Here is a 19,486-nt window from a genome sequence, read left to right as displayed (position 1 = left end):
CGCAGTCGCTGTGGTGCTGCGGGGCGGCCGTCCCGAGACCGGGCGGAGTGACGAACGCGGCCGTCGCGGGCGTCAGGCGATCATGGTTCCCCGGGCCGGCAAGTGCCGAGGTCAGGCTTGCTACGATCAGCCCCGTGGTCAACCGGATCGAGCCCGTGACGGTCACGCACGCGGAATTGGTGTCGGCGTTCGGCTCGCTCTGGGTCGAGACGATGCCGCCGGAGGTCGCCGAGCGGCACTTCACCAACCCCGAGGTTCGGCGCCTGCTGACTGAGGTGGGCTTGCCCAGCTCACTGTTGGGCCAGGTGTATTTCGGCAACGTCCGGATCGATCCACCGCAGACCATCAGCCAGGCCCTCGACACCGGACCTCCGGGCAAGCTCGCGCCGGAGGTCCGGGACGACATCGTGATCGCCGTGGGCATGGGCGGTTGGGCCTGTATGTCGCGGGTGGACAATCGCATCTACTGGTACGAGCCAGGGGACAGCGACCGGAAATTCGGGCTGATCAACACGTCCCTGGAGCGATTCCTCCACATCGCATACCGGCTCCGAGTGGAGTTCAAGGACATCGACCTGATCCACAGCGCGGACGAGGACGAATCGGAGGAAGAGATCGCGGACGAGCTGCGCCGCCTGGTCGGAGAGATCCGCGAAGTCGATCCGCCGTCCTTCGACAGCCCGGCCATGTTCTGGCAGCACGTGCTGCTCTTCGCGCTGGAGACCCTCGCGTCGGATCAGTGACACCGGGCTGGTCAGCGTCCTCGACGCAGCCGTGGCCGATCAGCCAGAAGTCGTTCTTCTCGTTCACACCCGCGCTGTCCACCCTGGGACTCGGGCACGGTCGATCCGATTTAGTGGATGTCGAAGTCGGTGTGGGGTGTGGCGCGTTCTCATACTGCGTGGTAGGCGTTCGCGCACAGCTGGGCCACGGCGGGGGTCTGCACGAGTTCGTGTCCGGTGAGGTGGCCGTCGCCGTCGAAGTGGCCGAAGCGGACGAGGTGTCCGTCGAAGAGCCAGAAGTCGTTGCCTGGCAGAGCCAGGTCGGATGCCGCGTGGCGGGGGAGCCAGCGGACGTCCTCGCCGACAGCGAGGTTGACGGGCGTCCCCGCGTGCTCGAAGCAGATGTACTCGGTTGCCGGGAGGGAGACGACGCGCGCCCGCCGGACTTCCACGCCCCGCGCGACGGCCCGGCGGACGATCCCGGTCCAGCCGCGCCAGTACGGGGAGTCCGGATCGGTGTCCCGCTGCCCGGTCGCCCGCCACCGCGCGAGCTGTTCGTTCTCCGGGGCCACCGCGTAGACATCGCGCATCTCCAGATGCACGGCCGTCTCCCGGGCGGCCTCCATGAGGTCGGCGATGGGCGGGGCTTCAGAGGCCATCGTGTGCCTTTCTGGGGTTAGGTGCCGCGTTGGGCGGGTTGCGGGGCGGCCGTTGCGTGGGCGTGGCCGCGGGGGGTGTGGCGGGGCTTCCGGGTCCCGGTGTCGTCCGGTGAGTTCGTCGGCGGGGCGTCTTGTGGAGGGGCTGGGGCCCCTACTCTGGCAGTGCCGAGCTGTCCAGAGAGGGGCAAGGCCGTGTCACCTGCTGGTACTCCGGACCCGTACGACGCGCCGATGACGTTCGGGCAGCGCATGCAACTCCTGCGTGAGCGCCGGGGGATGAGCCGTCCAGTGCTCGCCGGGCTCATAGGGCGGTCCCCCTCGTGGGTGAAGCAGGTCGAGGCCGGGACGCTCCACCTTCCCCGGCTGCCGATGATCCTCCGTATCGCCGAAGCCCTGCGCGTCCGCGACCTCGCCGAATTGACCGGCACCCAGTCCATGCCCGCGGACCTGTTCATCGGCCCGGGGCACGACCGCCTGCCGGAAGTCGCGGCGGTCATCAACGCGTATCCGTTCAACGCTTCGGACCGGGAGGCGCCGCCGACCGCTCACCTCGCGGCACGGCTGGCACGGGCGTGGACGGCGCGGCACTCGGCGCCGAACCACCGGGACGTCATCGGGCGGCTGCTGCCCGACCTGATCCGGGACGCCCAACTCGCCGTGCGGCAGGCCGAGACGGGCGCGGAGCGGCGGGCGGCGCAGGCGGTCCTGGCCCAGACGTACAACCTGAGCCAGTTCTTCCTGGCCTATCAGCCGGAGTCGGCTCTGCTGTGGCGGGTGGCCGAGCGGGGCATGGTCGCCGCGCAGGAGTCCGACGACCCGCACGTGATCGGCGTGGCCGCCTGGCTGATGGTCCAGGCGCACCGGGACACCGGTCCTTCGCACTACGAGGCCGCCGACGCCGTCACTCTTGCCACGCTGCGCTACCTTGAGCCGCTGCTGCCGGACGCCACGACCGACGTGCTGGCGATCGCCGGGGCGCTGCGCTTCGAGGCCGGTTACACGGCGGCGCGCCGGGGCGACACCGGTGCGGCGTGGGGCTGGTGGGACAAGGCGCGGGCGGTGGCCGAGCGGCTGCCCGGGGACTACTACCACCCCGTGACCAGTTTCTCGCGGGCCATCATGGGCGCCCACGCGGTGACCGTGGCCGTCGAACTGCGGGCGGGCGGCGAGTCCGTGCGGCAGGCCGCGGCGGCGGACGCGACCGCGATTCCCTCCCGGCCCCGGCGTGCCCGGCACCGGATCGAGGAGGCCCGGGGCTACCAGCTCGCGGGCGAACCCGACATGGCTCTGGCGACGCTGGAGAAGGCGCATCAGGCCGCCCCGGAGACGATCCGCTGGAACGGCTACGCACGATGCATCGTGTTGGAGGAGACGAACACACGGGCACCGCGACGCCGCCAGCGCGCGGCTGCACTCGCGGTGAAGCTCGGCATCCCCGCGACTTGAGCCCGCGATCGAGCGCGGGATGCTGCCTATGCTGGCGAGTGACAAGCCGGAGACGCGACGTAGAGGTTCCTCAATGGACGAGAACGAGCTGACGGGGCGGCGCGTCCGGCGGGCGCGGGCGGATCTGAACCTGACGCAGGAGCAACTCGCCGAGCGTGCGGGCTGCCACGTCAACGTGGTGAAGAAGATCGAGTCCGGCGGGGCGGCGCGTATCGACACCTATCACGCGCTCGCTCGTGCCCTCGGCCTGCGCACCTCGCAGTTGTTCGAGTCCCCGGGGCTCGGCGCGGATCTGCATGCGGACGACCGCGCCATGGCACTGATGGCGCTGCGCCAGACCATCGCGCCGCCGGTCGGGCTGACGGGGCTGCCCGACACGGACGCGGACGAGCCGGTGAGCATGGCCGGGCTCCGCCGGGCGGCCGGGGAACTGGCGGTGGCCTACTACCGCGACGACTACACCGGGTTGGGACGGATGCTGCCGCCGGTCGTGGCCGGTGCGAACCACGCGGTGACTGCCCTCGGACAGGAGGCGTCCTCGCTGCGTGCCGACGTGATGCTGATGGCCGGGCGGTACCTCACGCAGGTCCGTGCCTACGACTTGGCGCACACGGCGTTGCGGGACGCTGTGCAGGAGGCCGCGCGTGCCGGTGACCGGACGCGTGCTGCGGCGGGTGTGTACCTCCAGGGGTGGATGCTGTTGCGGCAGGGACGGCTGGACGAGACGGAGGCTCTTTCGGTGGCGACGGCGGACGCGGTCGAGCCGAGGCTGTCGCGCGCGACGCGCACGGAACTGGGCGTCTGGGGCCGTCTGCTGTTGCGTGCGTCGGCTGCGGCTGCTCGTAACAACCGTCCGCAGGAAGCACGTTCGCTGCTGCGGGTGGCGCACACGGCGGCGCTCGCGCTGGGTGGGCGGACCGCCACGGAGCCGAGCAGCTGGGGTCGCTTCGACGTGAGCAGCGTCGTGATGCAGGCGATCGAGAACCACGCGGTGAACGGGCAACCCGCCAGGGTGCTGGGCCTGTCGAAGCGGCTGCCGAAAGCGCTGACGGCGGCGCTGACGACGAACACGAGGAACCGGCATGTGCTGGACGTCGCCCAGGCGCACGCGCAACTGCGCCAGGGAGACGAGGCGTTGCGGCTGGTGGGCGGGTTGCGTGAGGTCACGCCCGGATGGCTGCGGCACCAGGCCCTCGCACGGGACGTGTTCCGGTCGGCCCGCTCGGTCCGGCGACGGCCGCTGACATCCACACAGCGCGAACTCGGCCAGTTCCTCAGCGTGAACTGACGTACACGCTCGTGTTGTTTGCGGACGGCCGGTGGCACGGTGGTCAGCGCCCAGCGGGACCTCGTGCGGGGCTGGCGCGCATGGCATGAGCCAATGCTGGCCTTGCTGTGTCGTTCCTCGCACTACCGCCGGGGGTACCGTCTTTAGTGTCGGCCCAGAATAGGACAAACGACCGGAGTCCACTATGCCCGATCACACGGACGGGCACATCGGTGCTCGCCTGCAAGCTCTGCGGAAGACGGCGGGTCTGACGCAGCGAGAGCTGGCCCGCGCCAGTGGTGTGTCCGTGTCCACGATCCGGAACCTCGAACAAGGCACGCAGAGTGAGCCGCGCTTGGCGACTGCGCGCAAACTCGCGGTCGCCCTGCGCGTATCGACTTCCCGCCTGGTGGATTCCGGCGACGCTCGGCCGGACGAGGCGGGTGCGGATCAGTGGGCGCAGGTGCGCGTCGCCCTCACAGGACCGATTGCCCAGCCCGCCGAGGAGCCCACCGTCCACGGGGTGAGGGCGGCACTCGCCGCCGCGCGGGCACTTCGTGACAAGGGCCGATTCGCCGCGTTGGCCGAAGTACTTCCTGCCCTCGTGCGCGACGCGGAGGCGCTGCCGCAGGAAGGACGACGTGCGCGCGTCGAAGTGCTTCAACTGGCCGGGTGGATGCTGACCCAGACGCGACAGTACGGTGCGGCTGACGTCGCGCTCTCCCGCGCGCTGGACAGCGCAGTGGATCGCCAGGACGCCGCCGCGACGGTGAACGGCCAGTTGTGGCTTCTTCTCCGCCAAGGGCGACTTTCCGAGACGCGGGCTCTGGCCGAGCGCTGGGCGGACGACATCGAACCCCGGTGGTCGCGCGCGACCGCGAGTGAACTGGCGGCGTGGGGCTGGATGCTGCTGCGTCTGTCCGCAGCAGCCGTGCGCGATGCGCGTGAGGACCAGGCACAGGACGCTCTGAGACTGGCCCGCAGCGCTGCCGTTGCGCTCGGCCGGGACCAATACGTCGAGGGTGACTACCCGCGCGTGTTTGGCCCGCAGAAGGTGGCGCGTGCCCGGGTGGAGCACTTCGCTGTGTCCGATCAGCCGGACCGGGTGCTGGCGCTGGCGGAGCACATGCCGCAGGAAGTAACCAACGCGACTCGCCGGTCCCGGTTGGATGTCGCTTGGGCGCATGCTCAGACCAAGGATGCGACAGGGGCGGCGGCGATCCTGGCCGAGATCCACGGAACCTATCCAGAGTGGTTGCGGCAGCAGCGGTACGCGCGGGACATCGTGTCCGGCATCGTCGCGCGTCGGCGGACACTGACCCCGGAGATGCGCGGACTGGCGTCGGCGGTGGGGCTTTGACGAGCACTTCTGGTATTTAGTCGTCACTCTCGGTGAAATTACCATTGAGTTGTGACGGGATGTGCACTTAGCGTCATGGTGAATCATCTCCCCATGAGGAGCCACCATGGCGACGACCACCCCCTTCTCCCTGCCTTCCTGGCTGCCGCTTGATGGGCGTGTGTGGATAAGGCCGTTGGGTGAGGGGTTCGATGCGGTGCGGGTGCCTCTGTTGCAGGGGTTGTACGTGTTGCCGCGTCTGGCGTTGACGGGGTTGTCGGGGCCCGTGGTGGAGGACCCCGTGCAGGGGGTGTTGCACTGGCTGATCCCGGCTGGGGATGCGACGGCGCGGTGGTGGCCGGTCGGTGTGACGCCGTTGGGGCGTGGGGCGTTGCTGGCGATTCCGTCGGTCGGCAGTGTGCGCGGGCCGTGGGACGGTGATGGTGGCAGTGAGGTGCGGTGGCTGGGGATTCGGCCGTACGGCGATTGCCTGACTGATCCGGATGTCCTGTACGGGGCGCTGTGCCGGGTGTTCGGGGAGGCGCCGTGACGGACGACCGTTTCTGGCCGCCGGAGCCCGCGCCGGTGCGTGACCCTGACCCCGAGATCACCGTGATCACCGGCCTGGAGGGCCCGGTCTGGTTGCCGGTGCACCGCGTGCCCGAAGCCCCGGCCGGCCTTCACGGCCTGGACGGGGGTGAGGGGCCGTGCGAGTGATCCGGCGCTGTATGTACTGCGAGGCCACGACCGGTGAGCTGGTCGCGGTGGCGCGGACGCCGGTGGGGGACGTGAACCGGGTGTGGACTTCGCACGCGTGCCGCACCTGCCGGATCGCTGCCCGCCTCGTCCCGCTGGCCGCCCATCCGACTGGCTCCCAGGGCGGGTTGCACTACTGGCCCGACCTTGTGCCGCACGAACTGGTCGCCAGGCTGGCCGGGTTGGGCGACGCCCCCGAGCTGCGGGCGGTCTGCGACCGGCTGTTCCCCGCCGTGGCGGCGGCGACCTCGCGTGTGGTGGCCGGTCGGGACAGGGGCGCGGCCGTCGTGGCGTCGCACGCGGCGGTGCTGTCCCTCTGGGCGGCTGCCCCGCAGGAGGAGCAACGGTGACGGGTGACGTGGAGCCCGTTCGCCTGCATGACGCGCGGCTGTTCCCGGGCGGCGGCGGTCGCGACGACATCCCGGCCGCCGGGATCTGGACACGGTCGCTGCTCGAACGGTGCGGGCTGTCCGCCGCGTGGCCCGTGGCGGATGCCCTGATCACCGCCGCCCGTACCCGGCGGCCCTGGTGGCTCAGCCTGCGTGTCGACGGGACGACCGTCGTCGTGCAAATCCTGCGGGCGCGCACCCACCACGCGCTGAGGCTTCCCGACCCCATCCCCGGCCTGGCGGACGGCGTACGCCACACCTACGGCACCGCACGCACCCCGGACGGCCTGTGCCTGTGGGCGACCATCGCCACCGGCCCCGTCGTACCGCCGGGCGTGGACGGCCACCACTGACCGCCGATGCCCCGCCGCCCCGGCGCCGGAACAGCCCCGCCCTCCGGGGAGGACGGGGCTGTGGGGGAGCGGGGGTCAGGAGACGCCGCAGCTCAGGATGGTTTGGGCGTTCGGTGGCGAGCCGTTGGAGGTGAAGCCGAATGTGGTCGAACTGCCCGCTGCCAGCGAGCCGTTCCACGCCGCGTTGCTCACCATGATGTGGTCGCTGTGCGCGGTGAGCGAGCCGTTCCAGACGCTCTGGACCGCGTTGCCCGTCGCCTGGTTCCAGGACGTCGTCCAGTTGGAGATCGGACCGTCGCTTGTGTTGGTGACGCGGATCTCGGCCTGGAAGCCGCCGTTCCAGCTGCTCACCGTGCCGAGGGACGCGGTGCAGTCGCCCTCGACCGGGTCGGGGTCGGGGTCCGGGCCGGGACCGGGGCCCGGGTCCTCGCCGCCGCCGGCGCCGGGGACGGTCACCTCTCCGTTTCCTCCGTCGAAGGTGACGTCGGAGCAGCTGTAGAAGGTTTCTTGGCTGTCGGAGCGTTGCCAGACGGTGTAGATGATGTGGCGGCCTTGTTTGTTGGTGGGGAGTTGGGCGGTCCAGTAGTACTCGGATTCGGGGTTGCCTACGGAGCCGCGGTAGGGGGGGTTGGTTTCGGAGTGGAAGGGGGTGTTTTCGATGTCGTCCCAGGTGAGGGGTTGGGTGGGGTCCCAGCCGTCTTCGGTGACGTATTGGTGGAAGGTGCCGGGGTGGTGGGCCCAGGGGTTGTAGGTGAACTCGTAGGTGTCACCCGCCGTGACGTGCGTGTAGGGCCAGTCGGTACGCGGGAGATCAAACCCCGAGAAGTCGTACACCGTGGCACCACCACTGCACAGCTTGCCGTCGGGCACGAAGCCCTGCGTACGTCCGCCGCCGTCCGAGCGGAGCACGGCGAACCAGTTGTAGAAGCCGTTGGCGCCACTCTTGTTGAGGGCGGCCCGGCAGGCGGGGTTCTGCGGGTCCATCGCGCCGCTGCTGTTGATGCTGTACTTCCAGCACAGGTACGTGCGGCTGCCCGGGTCCATCGGGGCACCGTGCGCGGAAGCGCTGCCACCGGTGAACAGGACCAGGCAGAGCGCGGGCAGTGCGGCCAGGAGGGTCAGGAGTGCGGATCTCCTGAGCCGGGGGCGGGGGGTCGACCGGTCTCTCATCGCGTTGCGTCCCTTTCGCCGTGATGAGTGAGTGGCTCGTGGTGACAGAGGTGGGAGCGCTCCCATGCCGTGCCGTGAACGTAGCGCCGGGTAGGGGTCGTGTAAAGGCTTCGCGCGCGGTCGGCGGCGGGGTGTCCCCGCGCGGAGGAACGATGCGCCGCGGGTGAAGATCCCGGGGCCGTATGGGCGCCTCCGGCCGTGTGTCCCCCCGTGTACGGTGGGTGAACTCGCCTCCCTCGCAGTCGAATCGGCCGAGCCGCCCGGCGCCGCCCGTCCGGAGTGCGGGGCGGATTGGCCGCCGAATGCGGTGCGGCGCCGTACCTCCGCCGTCGCTGCCGCGACGGGATGTGCGACGTACCCGCCCGCCGTCTTTCCGATTTCCCGTCCGAGTCGCACTGATGCGCAAATCCTGTGCGCGGCGCCCGGGTGGAGTTCACTCGAAGGATTTCGGCCGCGCCGGGTCCCGCATTGTCCCGCGGGGCGCGGAAGGCGGCGCCGCCACCGCGTAAGTGCCCTGCCTTACCCGCCTGTTGTGACGGGCACCGGCCGGACGCCCGGGACGTACGCCGCCGCTCGCTCTCCGTCGCCGGACGCCGGTCCGCCCTCCCGGGGCCGCCCACGGCCCGTGGCGACATAGGGGGTGACAGTCGGCGATGCCGCCCGCCCGCGCGGCCGTTCGTCACCGCCGGTGACCCCCGCCCCCGGCGCGCCGGAGCCCCGGACTCACGGAGCGTGGCCCGGCGCCCGGGACCACGGTCCCCCTTCGCGCTTTCCACCGGAACGGCGCGCACCATGCTTATGCGTATGGTCCGCGCGCGGCCCCGCGCCGTACGCCCGCCGCATTCGCCCCCCGCGCCGGAAACGGCGGGCGAAACGGCCGGTCCGCCCGCACGGCCCCCGCTTCCCGGGTTTGCGACGTCGTCCGACTGCCGCTTGGCAAAGCCTTATTGATACTCTTCCTGTCGTCTTCCCCCACACTTCACACCCCGCCTTCCGTCCTCTTCCGGCCGCCATTCCGCCGCACGCGATAGCGGCGGTATGCGGTCTTGTCCGCCGGGAAACCATCTACATAGCGTGGTTGATATGCCCCTTCCCCTACACGAGCGCATCGGCCACCGCATCCGGAGGGTCGAGCAGGAACTGGTCTCGGCGAAGCACTCGGTGCTCCGTCCCTTCAAGGTCAATGTGCCGCAGTACCACGTGCTGCTGGCCTTGTCCCAGGAGTCGGGACTTTCCGGCGCGGCGCTCGCCCGCAGATGCATGGTCACCCCACAGACCATGTCGTCGGTTCTCTCCACCCTGGAGAACCGGGGACTGGTGGAACGCAGACCGCACCCCGTCCACCAGCATGTCCTGGAGAGCCGCCTCACCCGCAGCGGCCGTTCGCTGATCGACGAGGCCGACGCCGCCGTCGCCGAGGTCGAGGAGCGGCTCACCGCCGCCTTCTCGCCCGACGAGGCGGGCTGCTTCCTGGCGGCGCTCGACCGCTGCTCGGAGGCGCTGGCCGCCGGTCCGGCCGGACCGGCGGGCCGGGCCCCGACCCCGTCGGCCGCGTCGCCGCCCGAGCCGGGGGAGTGACCCCGTACCGGCCGCCGCCGTGCGGGCCGTGCGCCGCGGCCACGGGTAACTGGACGGTAAATTTCCGCTCCGCCCGCCGGAATGCGCGCTTTTCCGGCCGAACGCCCACCGCGTGCCGCGTGCTTCGCGGATCGCGCACACGATGTACCTATCGGAAACCAGATCCGGCCAATTCGGGGGTATGTTATCGAGAGCGGTGGGGGAGCCCTAGCGGTCGTTGCGTGCGTTCGTCTGTAGTGGAGGTCCACAACAAATGTCGTCCACGAAGCGGTCATCCGGCGTTGTCGGGGTGGGAGTCTCCACGACGCACCTGGAGTTGATACTGCGCGGCGCACGGCGCATCCCCTCGCTCAACCGCAAATACCCGGGCGTCCCCGACGACGCGCGGGAGCCGCTGACCCTGGAGGACCTTCCGGTGCTGACCCCGGTCGAACTGTCGGTCGCGACGGAGGAACTGCTCAGCGCCAGCCGCCCCGACGACGGCTCGGTGGTCTACGCGAGTGGCGGCACGCTGGAGCGGCCCAGCCTGAGCCTCCTGCCCGAGGACATGTTCGTGAAGGAGGTCAGGAACGCGTGGCACGCCCTGCGGCACGGTGACCTCCTCGCCAACTTCTTCTCGCCCGGCCGCCACTGGCCGCTGCACGCGTTCTACAACCGCCTCGCGTCGCGCAGCGGCGCGACCGCCCTGTCCGTGGGGGACATGCCGGACGGGCAGTTCAGGCGCTGGCTCGCCCTGTGCGCGCGGTACGGGGTGAACGCCGTCGCCGCGCCGCCCGCCGTCGTCCGGCACCTGCTGCGCCACCGCGCGGCCGGGCATCAACTGCCCTGGCTTCGCAAGCTGTTGATCGGCGGGGCGTTCCACGACCGCACGCCCGCCGCCGACATCGCCCGGCTGCTGCCCGGCGTCCAGGTGTGGCAGCTGTACGGCTCGGCCGAGGCCTGGCTGGTCGGCCACCGCGGCCCCGGCTGCGCCGAGGGCGTCTTCCACACCCTGCCCCACCAGCACGCAGAGATCGACGAGGGCCGCATCCTCGTCACGACCACCGGGGTGCGCCGCGCGCCCGCGCTGATCCGCTACCTGATCGGCGACCGGGGCGAGAGCGCCGACTGCGCCTGCGGCCGGACGGGGCGCGCGATCCGCGTGCTGGACCGGATCGCGCCGTCCGTGGTCCTCCAGGGCAGCGCCGTCCGTGCCCGTGAACTGGTCGATCTCGCCCTGGCCACCGGCGACGTGACGGCCGCGCAGGTCGCGGTGCTCACCGTGCCGGACGGCGACGACCGGCTCGAACTGCGGGTCTGCCTCTCCGACGGCGTGCCCGACGACCAGTACACCCGCGAGTGGATCAGGCACCAGGTCCTCGACGGTCACCTGGCCCTCGACGCCGCGCTGTGCGAGTACGCCGACGACTTCCAGGTCGTGCCGGTCGAGCGCCTGGAGTGCCGCGGCGCGGGCGAGCCGCCGGTGCTGGTGCGCGAGGCGGCCGGGTGAGGCGGCGTGCCGCCGGCGCGCGGGCGCCGGCGGCCCCGACCGTACGGGCGGCGCCTCAGGCCGTCACGGCGGCCGCGCCGGGCCGCCGGACGGCCCGCTCCGCCGCCGCCCCGCCGCCGGTGTCCGGCGCGCCGAGCACCGCCGTCAGCTCGGCCCGCAGCCGGTCGGTGTCGCCCGCGTGCCCGTGCGCGGCGACATGACCATCGGGCCGGATCAGGTAGTACCCCTGCCGTCCGCAGCCGGTCACCCGCCGCGCCGTCGCGAGCGGCAGGTCGACCAGGCGCAGCCGGGGCCGGTCCGCCGCCACCGCCGCGAGCCGCGCGCGCCAGCCCGCCGCCGAGGAGGGGCGCACGACGACGAGGCTCCAGCCCATCGGGTCCGCGTCCGGGCCCGCCACGCCGAGCGGCACGGCCAGTTCCCTGGGAAAGACGGCGCCGACCCGCAGGCGCCCGGGGAGCCTCCCGAGCAGGCGGCACGACGCGCCGCGGTCGCCCGGCCGCTGCGTCTCGCGCACGACGGGGTAGGCGATCCTGCGCCCGGCCATCACCGGCGCGTACAGCCGCGCCATCGCGCCCGTGCGGTCCGACAGCCGGAACGCGGCGTCCCGCACGACGACTTCGGCGCGCCGCTTCACCATCCAGGCGCGGGTCTGTATGTCGGTGTCCCGCACCACCTGGTGGGCGACGGAGGAGCGCTCGGGGCCGTAGCTGAGCAGCAGTTCGGGGGGCGCCTCGCCGTGCAGGACGGCGGCGATCTTCCAGGCGAGGTTGTGCGCGTCCTGCATGCCGGTGTTGAGGCCCTGGCCGCCCGCCGGGCTGTGGATGTGCGCCGCGTCGCCCGCGATGAAGACGCGCCCGAGCTGGAACTCGTCGGCGTGCCGCGCGTGCACGCGGAAGACGCTCTCCCACACGGGGTCCACGATCCGCACGCCCGCCGGGCCGCGTTCGTCCACGATCCGCTGCATGCTCCCGACGCTCACCGGCTCCCCTGGCGCGAGGCTGCTGAAGAAGCGGAAGACGCCGTCGGGCAGCGCCACGATCACCAGCGCGCCCGCCGGGGACTGGTAGTACAGCGCCTGGTCGCGCGGCAGCGAGCCCTCGATCCGCGCGTCCACGAGGGCGAACGCCGACTCGTACGTGCTGCCCTTGAAGCCGGTGCCGATGAGGCCGCGCACGGTGCTGCCCGCCCCGTCGGCGCCGATGACGAACGCGGCCCTGGTCCGCTCGACGCGCCCGTCCGCGTGCTCCAGGATGGCGGTCACGCCGTCCACGGCGTCCACGCGGCCGGAGAAGTCGAGCCCGTCGAAGTTCAGCAGCCGCACGCCCCGTTCGACCGTGCCGCCGAGGCGCGTGAGCGCGTCGCGCAGGACGTCCTCGGTGCTGTTCTGCGGCAGGCAGACCGGCGCGAGCGAGGGCGTGAACGGGAAGGTCGCCAGCAGGTCGCGCTCCGAGTAGTAGCTGAACGCGTTGATGTCCAGGCCGCGTTCGCGCAGGTCGCCGAGTGCGCCGAGGTCTTCGAAGAGGTCGAGGCTGCGCGGCCACATCAGCAGCGCCTTGGGGAACGGGGACGGCGCGGGCGCCCGGTCCACGATCCGCACGCGTACGCCGCGGCGCAGCAGTTCGCAGGCCGCCATCATCCCGACGGGGCCCGCCCCCACGACCAGGACGTCGTAGCCGGTCGGCGGGGTGCCGCCCCGCCGGTCCTCAACCGCGCTTCCCATACCCGTGACTCCCATCCGATTGACGGCAAGGATCAGATCTCTTATGGTCATTCGGGATCATAGGTCAGATCGACACCTGAGACCAGGGGAGCGGCTCGATGACCGACCTCGTGAGTGCCGCGGCGCCGGTGACGGCGCCCCGGCCGGAACGGGCCGGAGCACGACCGGTGCCGCCCGCCGCGACCCGGGCGGGCCGTCGCGCCCCCCGGGGCGGGACGGCGCCCCTGGCCGCGGTGTCGCGTCCGGCCGCTGATCCGCTCCCGGACGGGAGCGCGGACCATTGGGGAGGGAACGCGATCGGGGCGCCGTCCGCGGCACGCGTTCCCATGGCCGCGCCTCCCGCCGCGCCGGCGACCCGGGGCAGCGACCCCGGCATGTCGCCCGGCCGCGCCGCACCGCCGGCGCGCCACGGCGCCTCCGGGACATCGGCCAGGGCATACGCCCCGCCGGTCCCGCCCCCGGGCGGACCGGCCGGCCCGCACCGGGCCGCACCGGCGCGCCGGACACCGCTGTCCGGCGGCGCCGCCACGGGCTCCGCGCCGCGGAGCCGGCTCAGCGACGAGCCGTCGCCCCCGCACGCCCCCGCACCGCGGGCGGCGTCACGCGCGGACACCCGCGGCCCGCACCGCACCGACCCGGCCGTCCGATGTGCCGGGGACAGCGCCCTCATGGAGGCGGCCACGGCCTGAGCGGTCCCGCGACCGCGACCTTTCCCGGGGCCACCGGTGCCACGTGCGCGCACCGCCCTGCCCGATTCCCGTAGCGGCACGTACCAGAAGCGAAGGACTGATACTTCGACCACGAAAGGCCGGCTACATGAGCATCACCTCCTCCACCCGCCAGGCGGCGCGCACGCTGCCAGACGGGCCGCAGCTCGACTACAGCCGCACGGTGGACCGGCTCCTCGTGCACCGCGACGCGCTCGGTGAGGTCTTCCTCACCGACCTGAGGCGGATCGACGACGAGAACTACGTCGCGGCGGCCCAGCTGCCGCGCTCCCACGCCTACTACGGCGACCACCTGCTGCGCCCCAGCGCCTACGACCCGCTGCTCATCGTCGAGGCGTGCCGCCAGGCCAACCTGGCCGGCGCCCACCGCTTCTACGCGGTCGCCGAGGACGCCAAGTTCATCCTCACCCACATCGACCTCAACCTGACGCACCCACGGGCCGTCGTCGTCGGCGCCGCCCCCTTACCCCTGGCGATGCACGTCCGCATCGTCCGCCGCAAGGAGCGCGACGGCCGGGTCACCGGGCTCGACTACGCCATCGAGCTGTCCGTCGCCGGGACAGTCGTCGGCAACGCCGAGATGGGCCTGCGCTTCAAGTCCCCCACCGACTACCTCACGCTCCGCCTCGGCAACCGCGGCGGCCTCCCGCTGCCGTCGTCCGCCACCCACCCGGAGACCACCCCGGGCACCCCGGTCGCCCCGCACCTCGTCGGCCGCGCCGCGCCGGAGAACGTCGTCCTCGTGGACGCGCTGACCTCGGACGGCGCCGCCCGCGCCGGGTTGCGCATCCCCGCCGGGCACCCCAGCATGTTCGACCACCCGCAGGACCACCTGCCGGGCATGGTCATCACGGAGGGCGCGCGCCAGCTGGCGCTGCTCACCGCCCTCGACCTGCACGGCATGTCGGCCGCCAAGGTCGTCCCGACGTCGCTGTCCGTGCGCTTCACCCGCTTCGGCGAGCTGGAGGACCCGACGGTCCTGACCGCCCGCGCCAGCGAGCACGTCCGCGTGGACCCCGCCGACGCGGGCGTCTACTACACGCAGGGCGGCGTCCTCGACCTCGGCGAGGACGTCCCGGGCGCGCCCGGCCCCGCCGCCGGAGCACCGCTCGAACAGCTCCCGGTACGGATCGAGGCCCACCAGCGCGACGAGCGCCTGTGCGTCATCGACATCACCCTCACCCGCGTAGCGGTCCGCTAGGAGGACGGCAGTGCACGAGAACACGACGGCTGCGGTGGCGTTCTCGGACGTGGACGAGACGCTGATCAGGCTCAAGAGCATGTTCGGCTTCCTGGAGTTCTACCTGGCACGACGCGGTGAGCCCGCCGGTACGTACGAGCGGCTGACCGCGGAGATACGGCGCGGCGCGGACAGCGGTGTCCCGCGCCACGAGATCAACCGCCGCTACTACCGGTTCTACAAGGGCGAGAGCGCCGAACGCCTCGCCGCCGCCGGGCGCGACTGGCACACCCGCGAGGCCGCGCGCGGCCTGTACGTCCCCGAGGTGCGGCGCGCGCTCGACGCCCACCGGGCGGCGGGCGAGGCGGTCGTCCTCGTCTCGGGATCGTTCTTCGCGTGCCTCGACCCGATCGCCGAACGGACCGGCGCGGCCCGCGCGTTCGGCACCCGCCCGGTGATCAGGCGCGGGCAGCTCACCGGTGAGGTGCTCGTGCCGATGATCGGCGCCGCGAAGGGGCGCGCCGCGCGCGTCACCCTGGCCCTGCGGGGCAGCGACCCGGCCGTGTGCACGGCGTACGGCGACCACATCAGCGACCTCGACCTGCTGCGCGCCGTCGGCCGCCCGGTCGTCGTCGGCGAGGACGCCCGGCTCGGCGCCCACGCGGACGAGGCCGGCTGGCGCCGGCTGCCCGTCGCCCCCGCGTCCCGCCCCGAGGAACTGGAGACCGTATGAACCGCATAGGCATCCTGGGCACCGGTTCCTACCTGCCCAGCGTCGTCGTCACGAACGAGGAGATCGCCCGCGGCGCCGGCGTCACGGACGAGTGGATCACCCGCAAGACCGGCATCCGCGAACGGCGGCGCGCCGAGGAGCAGCAGGCGACGTCCGACCTCGCCGCCGCGGCGGCCGACCGCGCCCTGCGCCAGGCCGGGGTGCGCCCCGACCAGGTCGCGTACATCGTGCTGGCCACCTCCACGCCCGACCAGCCGCAGCCGCCGACGGCGAGCTTCGTGCAGCACCTCATCGGCGCGTCGAACGCCGCCGCCTTCGACGTCAACGCGGTGTGCAGCGGCTTCGTCTACGCGCTGTCCCTCGTGGAACGCGTCCTGCGCGCCGACCCGGAGTCCGAGGGACGCTACGGGCTGGTCATCGGCGCGGACATCTACTCCCGCATCCTCGACTACTCGGACCGCAAGACCGCGATCCTCTTCGGCGACGGCGCCGGGGCGGTCGTCCTGGGCCGCACGCCCGAGGGCGACCGCAGCGGCATCCTCTCCACGAGCCTGATCAGCCGCGGCGACCAGCACCGGCTGATCGGCGTCCCGGCCGGGGGCAGCCGCCTGCCGGCCAGCACCGACACCGTCGAACAGGGCTCGCACTTCTTCCAGATGGACGGCCGCGGCGTGCGCAGCTTCGTGCACGAGAACCTGCCGAAGGCCGTCCACGGGCTGCTGCGCTCGTCCGGTGTGGCGCCCGAGGACGTGCGGCACTTCGTCCCGCACCAGGCCAACGGCGTGATGCTGCGCGAGGTCTGGCCCGACCTGGAGCTGGTGAACGCCACGCTCCAGCTGACCCTGGAACTCCACGGCAACACGGGCGCCGCGTCCGTGCCCGTCGCCCTGGACGAGATCCACCGGCGCGGCGAACTGGCCGAGGGCGACACCGTGCTGCTCTCCGCGTTCGGCGGGGGCATGGCGGTGGGCTCGGCGCTCGTCAGCTGGGGCAGGACCAGGCACGCGCGGCCCGGGCACGCCGTGGAACGCGAGACGGCCGTCGTGCCGCAGCAGCGGCGCTCCGGCCAGCGGCTCACACCCGCCGCGATCGCCGGCTGACCGACCGACCCCCACCCCCCACCGGTACGGCGCGGCCCGGCTGCCACGGGCCGCGCCGTACCACCCGCCTCCGCACCACGCCCGTACCACCCCTGCGCGCACGGCACTTGACGGTGGCAACTCGCCACTGCATAAGATGTCTTATGAGCGGAAGGGGTCTTACACGGCGCCGCCGCCCGCCCGGCACTCCGCGTCCACCGACGCCCGCACCGCCTCCCGGCCGGAGGCGGCGCCGCGCCGCCCGCCGGGACGGCGACGCCCCGGGAGCCCCAGCGGCCCCGGTCCGAACACCGACCACCCCTCCTGACTGTCCCGAAGGAATGCCGAGGTTCCCCCATGGCTGAACGAGCGGCCCCCGCCCGCGAGGACGGGCCCCCGGTCATGACGACCGCGCCCGCACGCGAACCCTGGACCGTCGCGGTCGTCGTCTGCCTCTCCGCCGCGCTCCTCCCCATCTCCCTGACCGGTGGCGCGCTCGCCGCGCCCGAGGTCGGCTCCGACTTCGACAGCGGCGTCGCGGCCACCCAGTGGGTCGCCAACGCCTACATGCTGACCTTCGCCGCCTTCATGGCGGTGACGGGCTCCCTGGCCGACCGGGTCGGCCGCCGCAAGCTCTTCCTCGGCGGCCTGGCCGCCTTCGCCGCCGCCGGGTTCCTGGCCGCCGCCGGGCCCTCGGTCATCGTCGTGGACCTGGCCCGCGCGCTCGCCGGGGCGGGCGCCGCGAGCGTGATGACGTCCGGCAGCGCCATCCTCGCCGAGGCCTACACCGGCCCGCGCCGGCCCCGCGTCTTCGCGCTGCTCGGCACGTCCATCGGTCTCGGCCTCGCCCTCGGCCCGCTGATCGGCGGCGCCCTGATCGCCCTGGGCGGCTGGCGGATGCTGTTCGCCGTCATCGCCGCCATCGCGGCCGTGATGCTGCTGGTCGCCCCCGCCCTCGTCCGCGAGTCGCGCGGCCCCGAGGGCGAGGTGGACTGGAGCGGCGGCGTCGCGTTCACCGCCGGTCTCGCCGCGCTGATCTTCGCCCTCGTCCAGGCGCAGCAGCTCGGCTGGACCGACCCCGTCGTGCTGCTGGCCGCCGTGCTCGGCGCCGGGCTGCTCGGGCTGTTCGGGGCGATCGAACGGCGGCGCCCCGAGCCGCTGTTCGACGTGTCGCTGCTGGCGCTGCCCAAGTTCCTGGCCGTGTGCGTGGTCCCGACGGTGCTGGCCTTCGGGTTCGTCGCCCTGCTGGTGGTGCTGCCGCCGTACCTGGGCGCCGTCGAGGGCGCCGACTCGGGCGAGGTCGGCCTGTCGCTCGCCGCGATGACGGTGCCGACGCTGGTCGTGCCGATGTTCGCCGGGCTGCTGGCCCAGCGGCTGGCGCCCCGCGTGATCCTGGCGCTCTCCCTGCTGTTCCAGGCGGCGGGCGCCGCCTGGCTCACCGGCGGCTTCCACCCGGTGGCCGTCGCGCTGGTCGGCGCCGGGTTCGGCCTGTCGCTGACGATCCTCGACGGCACCGCCGTGTCCGTCGTCGACCCCGGCCGCAGCGGCATGGCCGCCGGGCTGTTCAACACCGTACGGCTCACCGGCGAGGCGGTCGGCATCGCCGCCGTGGGCGCCGCGCTGTCCACCTTCCTGCACGCCAGGGTCGGCGACTCCGACGCCGCCGCGCTGCTGCGCGGCGAGTCCGTGGGAGAGCTGTCCGCCGACTACACCGGAGCCCTCGCCGTCGTCCTGTGGACGGTCGCCGGGCTCTCCCTCGCGGGGGCCGCCGTCGTGTGGCGCCTGCTGTCCCAGCCAGAACCCGCGCCGGTCGCCGAGCCGGCCGTCCTGACGTAAGGATCGCCATGTGCAGTCCCGCCCTGATGCGCCAGATCACGATGCCCGCGCACGCCCCCGGCACCGGCCACGCGCACGGTCACGCGCACGCTGAGACCGGCGCGTCCGCCCCGGAGCGCGCCCACCACGTGCACGCCCGCACCGCGCACGACGACGGGGCCTCCGCCCGTTCCGCCGGCGCCGGACGGCTCGTGGGGCGCCGCAACCTCTTCCGGCTCTCGGCGGCCAGCACCGCGGGCATCGCCGCCGGTGCGGCGATGAGCGGCGTCGCGAGCGCCGAGAGCGTCACGGCGGCGCTGTCGCACAACCCGCGCATCGCCGACCTGACGCACGAACTGGGCGAGGACTTCCCGGTGTTCTGGCCGCTGGTGCCGCAGCCCGAGTTCCACCAGACGCGCTCCATCGACGTGGACGGCTTCAACGTCCTGGAGCTGAAGATCGACGAGCACTCCGGCACCCACATCGACCCGCCAGGCCACTTCCATGAGGGCGGCCTCACCGTGGAGAAGCTGCCCGTCGAGTGGCTGGTCGCCCCGCTCGCCGTGATCCGCATCGCGGACCGCGCGGCGCGCGACCCCGAGACCGGCCTCACCGTCCGCGACATCAGGCGGTACGAGAGCCGGTACGGGCGGCTGCCCGCGCGCTCGGTGGTGGCGATGGACTCGGGCTGGTGGCGGCGCGTCCCCCAGCCCGGCGCGTACAACAACCAGGGCGCGGACGGCCGGTTCCGCTTTCCCTGCATCATGCCGGAGGCGGCCGAGTTCCTCGTCGAGGAGCGGAACATCGTCGGCGTCGCGGTGGACACCAACAGCCTCGACGGCGGCAACGACGCGCCCACCTCGCACCAGATCCTGCTGCCCGCGGGCAAGTACGGCATCGAGAGCATCGCCGCGCTGGACACCGCGCCCGACCGCGGCGCGCTGCTCGTCGTCGGCGCGCCGAAGCACCGCGGCGGCTTCGGCGGCCAGATCCGCGCGCTCGCCCTGTACTGATCCGATCCGACCCGACCGGACCCGACGACGCACCGGCGCCGGCCCCGCGG

Annotated in this window: 18 protein-coding genes; 15 read left to right on the top strand and 3 right to left on the bottom strand. The window is 72.8% G+C overall.

Annotated features, from left to right (window positions below; translation table 11 throughout):
- Positions 1-134: 134 nt before the first annotated feature.
- On the top strand, positions 135-743 hold the full coding sequence (locus ACIBPC_RS16635) for an SUKH-4 family immunity protein (RefSeq protein ID WP_398845102.1): 609 nt from the start codon (positions 135-137) through the stop codon (positions 741-743).
- 149 nt (positions 744-892) lie between these two features.
- On the opposite strand, the gene ACIBPC_RS16630 is transcribed toward ACIBPC_RS16635, so the two are convergent.
- Positions 893-1,381, bottom strand: a complete 489-nt coding sequence (locus ACIBPC_RS16630; RefSeq protein WP_398845100.1) for a DUF6879 family protein — start codon at positions 1,379-1,381, stop codon at positions 893-895.
- 231 nt (positions 1,382-1,612) lie between these two features.
- Between ACIBPC_RS16630 and ACIBPC_RS16625 the strand changes: the two genes are divergently transcribed.
- From ACIBPC_RS16625 to ACIBPC_RS16595, 7 genes are all read left to right on the top strand, one after another.
- Positions 1,613-2,827, top strand: coding sequence for a helix-turn-helix domain-containing protein (locus ACIBPC_RS16625; protein ID WP_398845097.1), 1,215 nt, complete (start codon positions 1,613-1,615; stop codon positions 2,825-2,827).
- Between the two features lie 73 nt (positions 2,828-2,900).
- On the top strand, positions 2,901-4,115 hold the full coding sequence (locus ACIBPC_RS16620) for a helix-turn-helix domain-containing protein (protein WP_398845094.1): 1,215 nt from the start codon (positions 2,901-2,903) through the stop codon (positions 4,113-4,115).
- A 184-nt stretch (positions 4,116-4,299) separates the two neighbouring features.
- On the top strand, positions 4,300-5,454 hold the full coding sequence (locus ACIBPC_RS16615) for a helix-turn-helix domain-containing protein (protein ID WP_398845092.1): 1,155 nt from the start codon (positions 4,300-4,302) through the stop codon (positions 5,452-5,454).
- Between the two features lie 106 nt (positions 5,455-5,560).
- On the top strand, positions 5,561-5,983 hold the full coding sequence (locus ACIBPC_RS16610) for a hypothetical protein (RefSeq protein WP_398845089.1): 423 nt from the start codon (positions 5,561-5,563) through the stop codon (positions 5,981-5,983).
- Entirely contained in the window at positions 5,980-6,150 is a 171-nt protein-coding gene (locus ACIBPC_RS16605) for a hypothetical protein (protein ID WP_398845087.1), read from the top strand. The genes ACIBPC_RS16610 and ACIBPC_RS16605 overlap by 4 nt, the downstream gene beginning before the upstream one ends.
- Positions 6,141-6,539 carry a hypothetical protein gene (locus ACIBPC_RS16600; RefSeq protein WP_398845085.1) on the top strand — a complete coding sequence of 133 codons (399 nt, stop codon included), beginning with the start codon at positions 6,141-6,143 and terminating at the stop codon, positions 6,537-6,539. Before ACIBPC_RS16605 ends, ACIBPC_RS16600 begins: the two co-directional genes overlap by 10 nt.
- Complete coding sequence (locus ACIBPC_RS16595) at positions 6,536-6,931, top strand: hypothetical protein (RefSeq protein WP_398845083.1); 396 nt, start codon at positions 6,536-6,538, stop codon at positions 6,929-6,931. Before ACIBPC_RS16600 ends, ACIBPC_RS16595 begins: the two co-directional genes overlap by 4 nt.
- Positions 6,932-7,006: 75 nt before the next feature.
- On the opposite strand, the gene ACIBPC_RS16590 is transcribed toward ACIBPC_RS16595, so the two are convergent.
- Positions 7,007-7,975 (bottom strand): lytic polysaccharide monooxygenase, encoded by a 969-nt coding sequence (locus tag ACIBPC_RS16590; protein ID WP_398845080.1) that lies wholly within the window; start codon positions 7,973-7,975, stop codon positions 7,007-7,009.
- A gap of 1,209 nt (positions 7,976-9,184) precedes the next feature.
- Between ACIBPC_RS16590 and ACIBPC_RS16585 the strand changes: the two genes are divergently transcribed.
- Positions 9,185-9,679 carry a MarR family transcriptional regulator gene (locus tag ACIBPC_RS16585; protein ID WP_362965895.1) on the top strand — a complete coding sequence of 165 codons (495 nt, stop codon included), beginning with the start codon at positions 9,185-9,187 and terminating at the stop codon, positions 9,677-9,679.
- A 289-nt stretch (positions 9,680-9,968) separates the two neighbouring features.
- Positions 9,969-11,168 (top strand): AMP-binding protein, encoded by a 1,200-nt coding sequence (locus tag ACIBPC_RS16580; RefSeq protein ID WP_362965897.1) that lies wholly within the window; start codon positions 9,969-9,971, stop codon positions 11,166-11,168.
- A gap of 55 nt (positions 11,169-11,223) precedes the next feature.
- Here the strand turns inward: ACIBPC_RS16580 and ACIBPC_RS16575 are convergent, their stop codons facing one another.
- On the bottom strand, positions 11,224-12,888 hold the full coding sequence (locus ACIBPC_RS16575) for an FAD-dependent monooxygenase (protein ID WP_362965899.1): 1,665 nt from the start codon (positions 12,886-12,888) through the stop codon (positions 11,224-11,226).
- A gap of 816 nt (positions 12,889-13,704) precedes the next feature.
- Between ACIBPC_RS16575 and ACIBPC_RS16570 the strand changes: the two genes are divergently transcribed.
- The 5 genes from ACIBPC_RS16570 to ACIBPC_RS16550 all read left to right on the top strand — a co-directional run bounded on the left by ACIBPC_RS16570 (position 13,705) and on the right by ACIBPC_RS16550 (position 19,436).
- Positions 13,705-14,817 carry a ScbA/BarX family gamma-butyrolactone biosynthesis protein gene (locus tag ACIBPC_RS16570; RefSeq protein ID WP_362965901.1) on the top strand — a complete coding sequence of 371 codons (1,113 nt, stop codon included), beginning with the start codon at positions 13,705-13,707 and terminating at the stop codon, positions 14,815-14,817.
- Between the two features lie 10 nt (positions 14,818-14,827).
- The gene (locus ACIBPC_RS16565) at positions 14,828-15,529 is read left to right on the top strand and encodes an HAD-IB family hydrolase (RefSeq protein ID WP_362965903.1); all 702 of its coding nucleotides are present in this window, start codon (positions 14,828-14,830) and stop codon (positions 15,527-15,529) included.
- Entirely contained in the window at positions 15,526-16,629 is a 1,104-nt protein-coding gene (locus ACIBPC_RS16560) for a 3-oxoacyl-ACP synthase III family protein (protein ID WP_398845075.1), read from the top strand. Before ACIBPC_RS16565 ends, ACIBPC_RS16560 begins: the two co-directional genes overlap by 4 nt.
- A gap of 336 nt (positions 16,630-16,965) precedes the next feature.
- Entirely contained in the window at positions 16,966-18,444 is a 1,479-nt protein-coding gene (locus ACIBPC_RS16555; RefSeq protein WP_398845073.1) for an MFS transporter, read from the top strand.
- 8 nt (positions 18,445-18,452) lie between these two features.
- Positions 18,453-19,436 (top strand): cyclase family protein, encoded by a 984-nt coding sequence (locus ACIBPC_RS16550; protein WP_362965909.1) that lies wholly within the window; start codon positions 18,453-18,455, stop codon positions 19,434-19,436.
- Positions 19,437-19,486: the final 50 nt, after the last annotated feature.

The organism is Streptomyces sp. NPDC049879 (assembly GCF_044461265.1).
GTDB lineage: Bacteria > Actinomycetota > Actinomycetes > Streptomycetales > Streptomycetaceae > Streptomyces.
The sequence above is the reverse complement of the archived record's forward strand: the minus strand, read 5'-3'. Positions and strand labels throughout refer to the sequence as shown.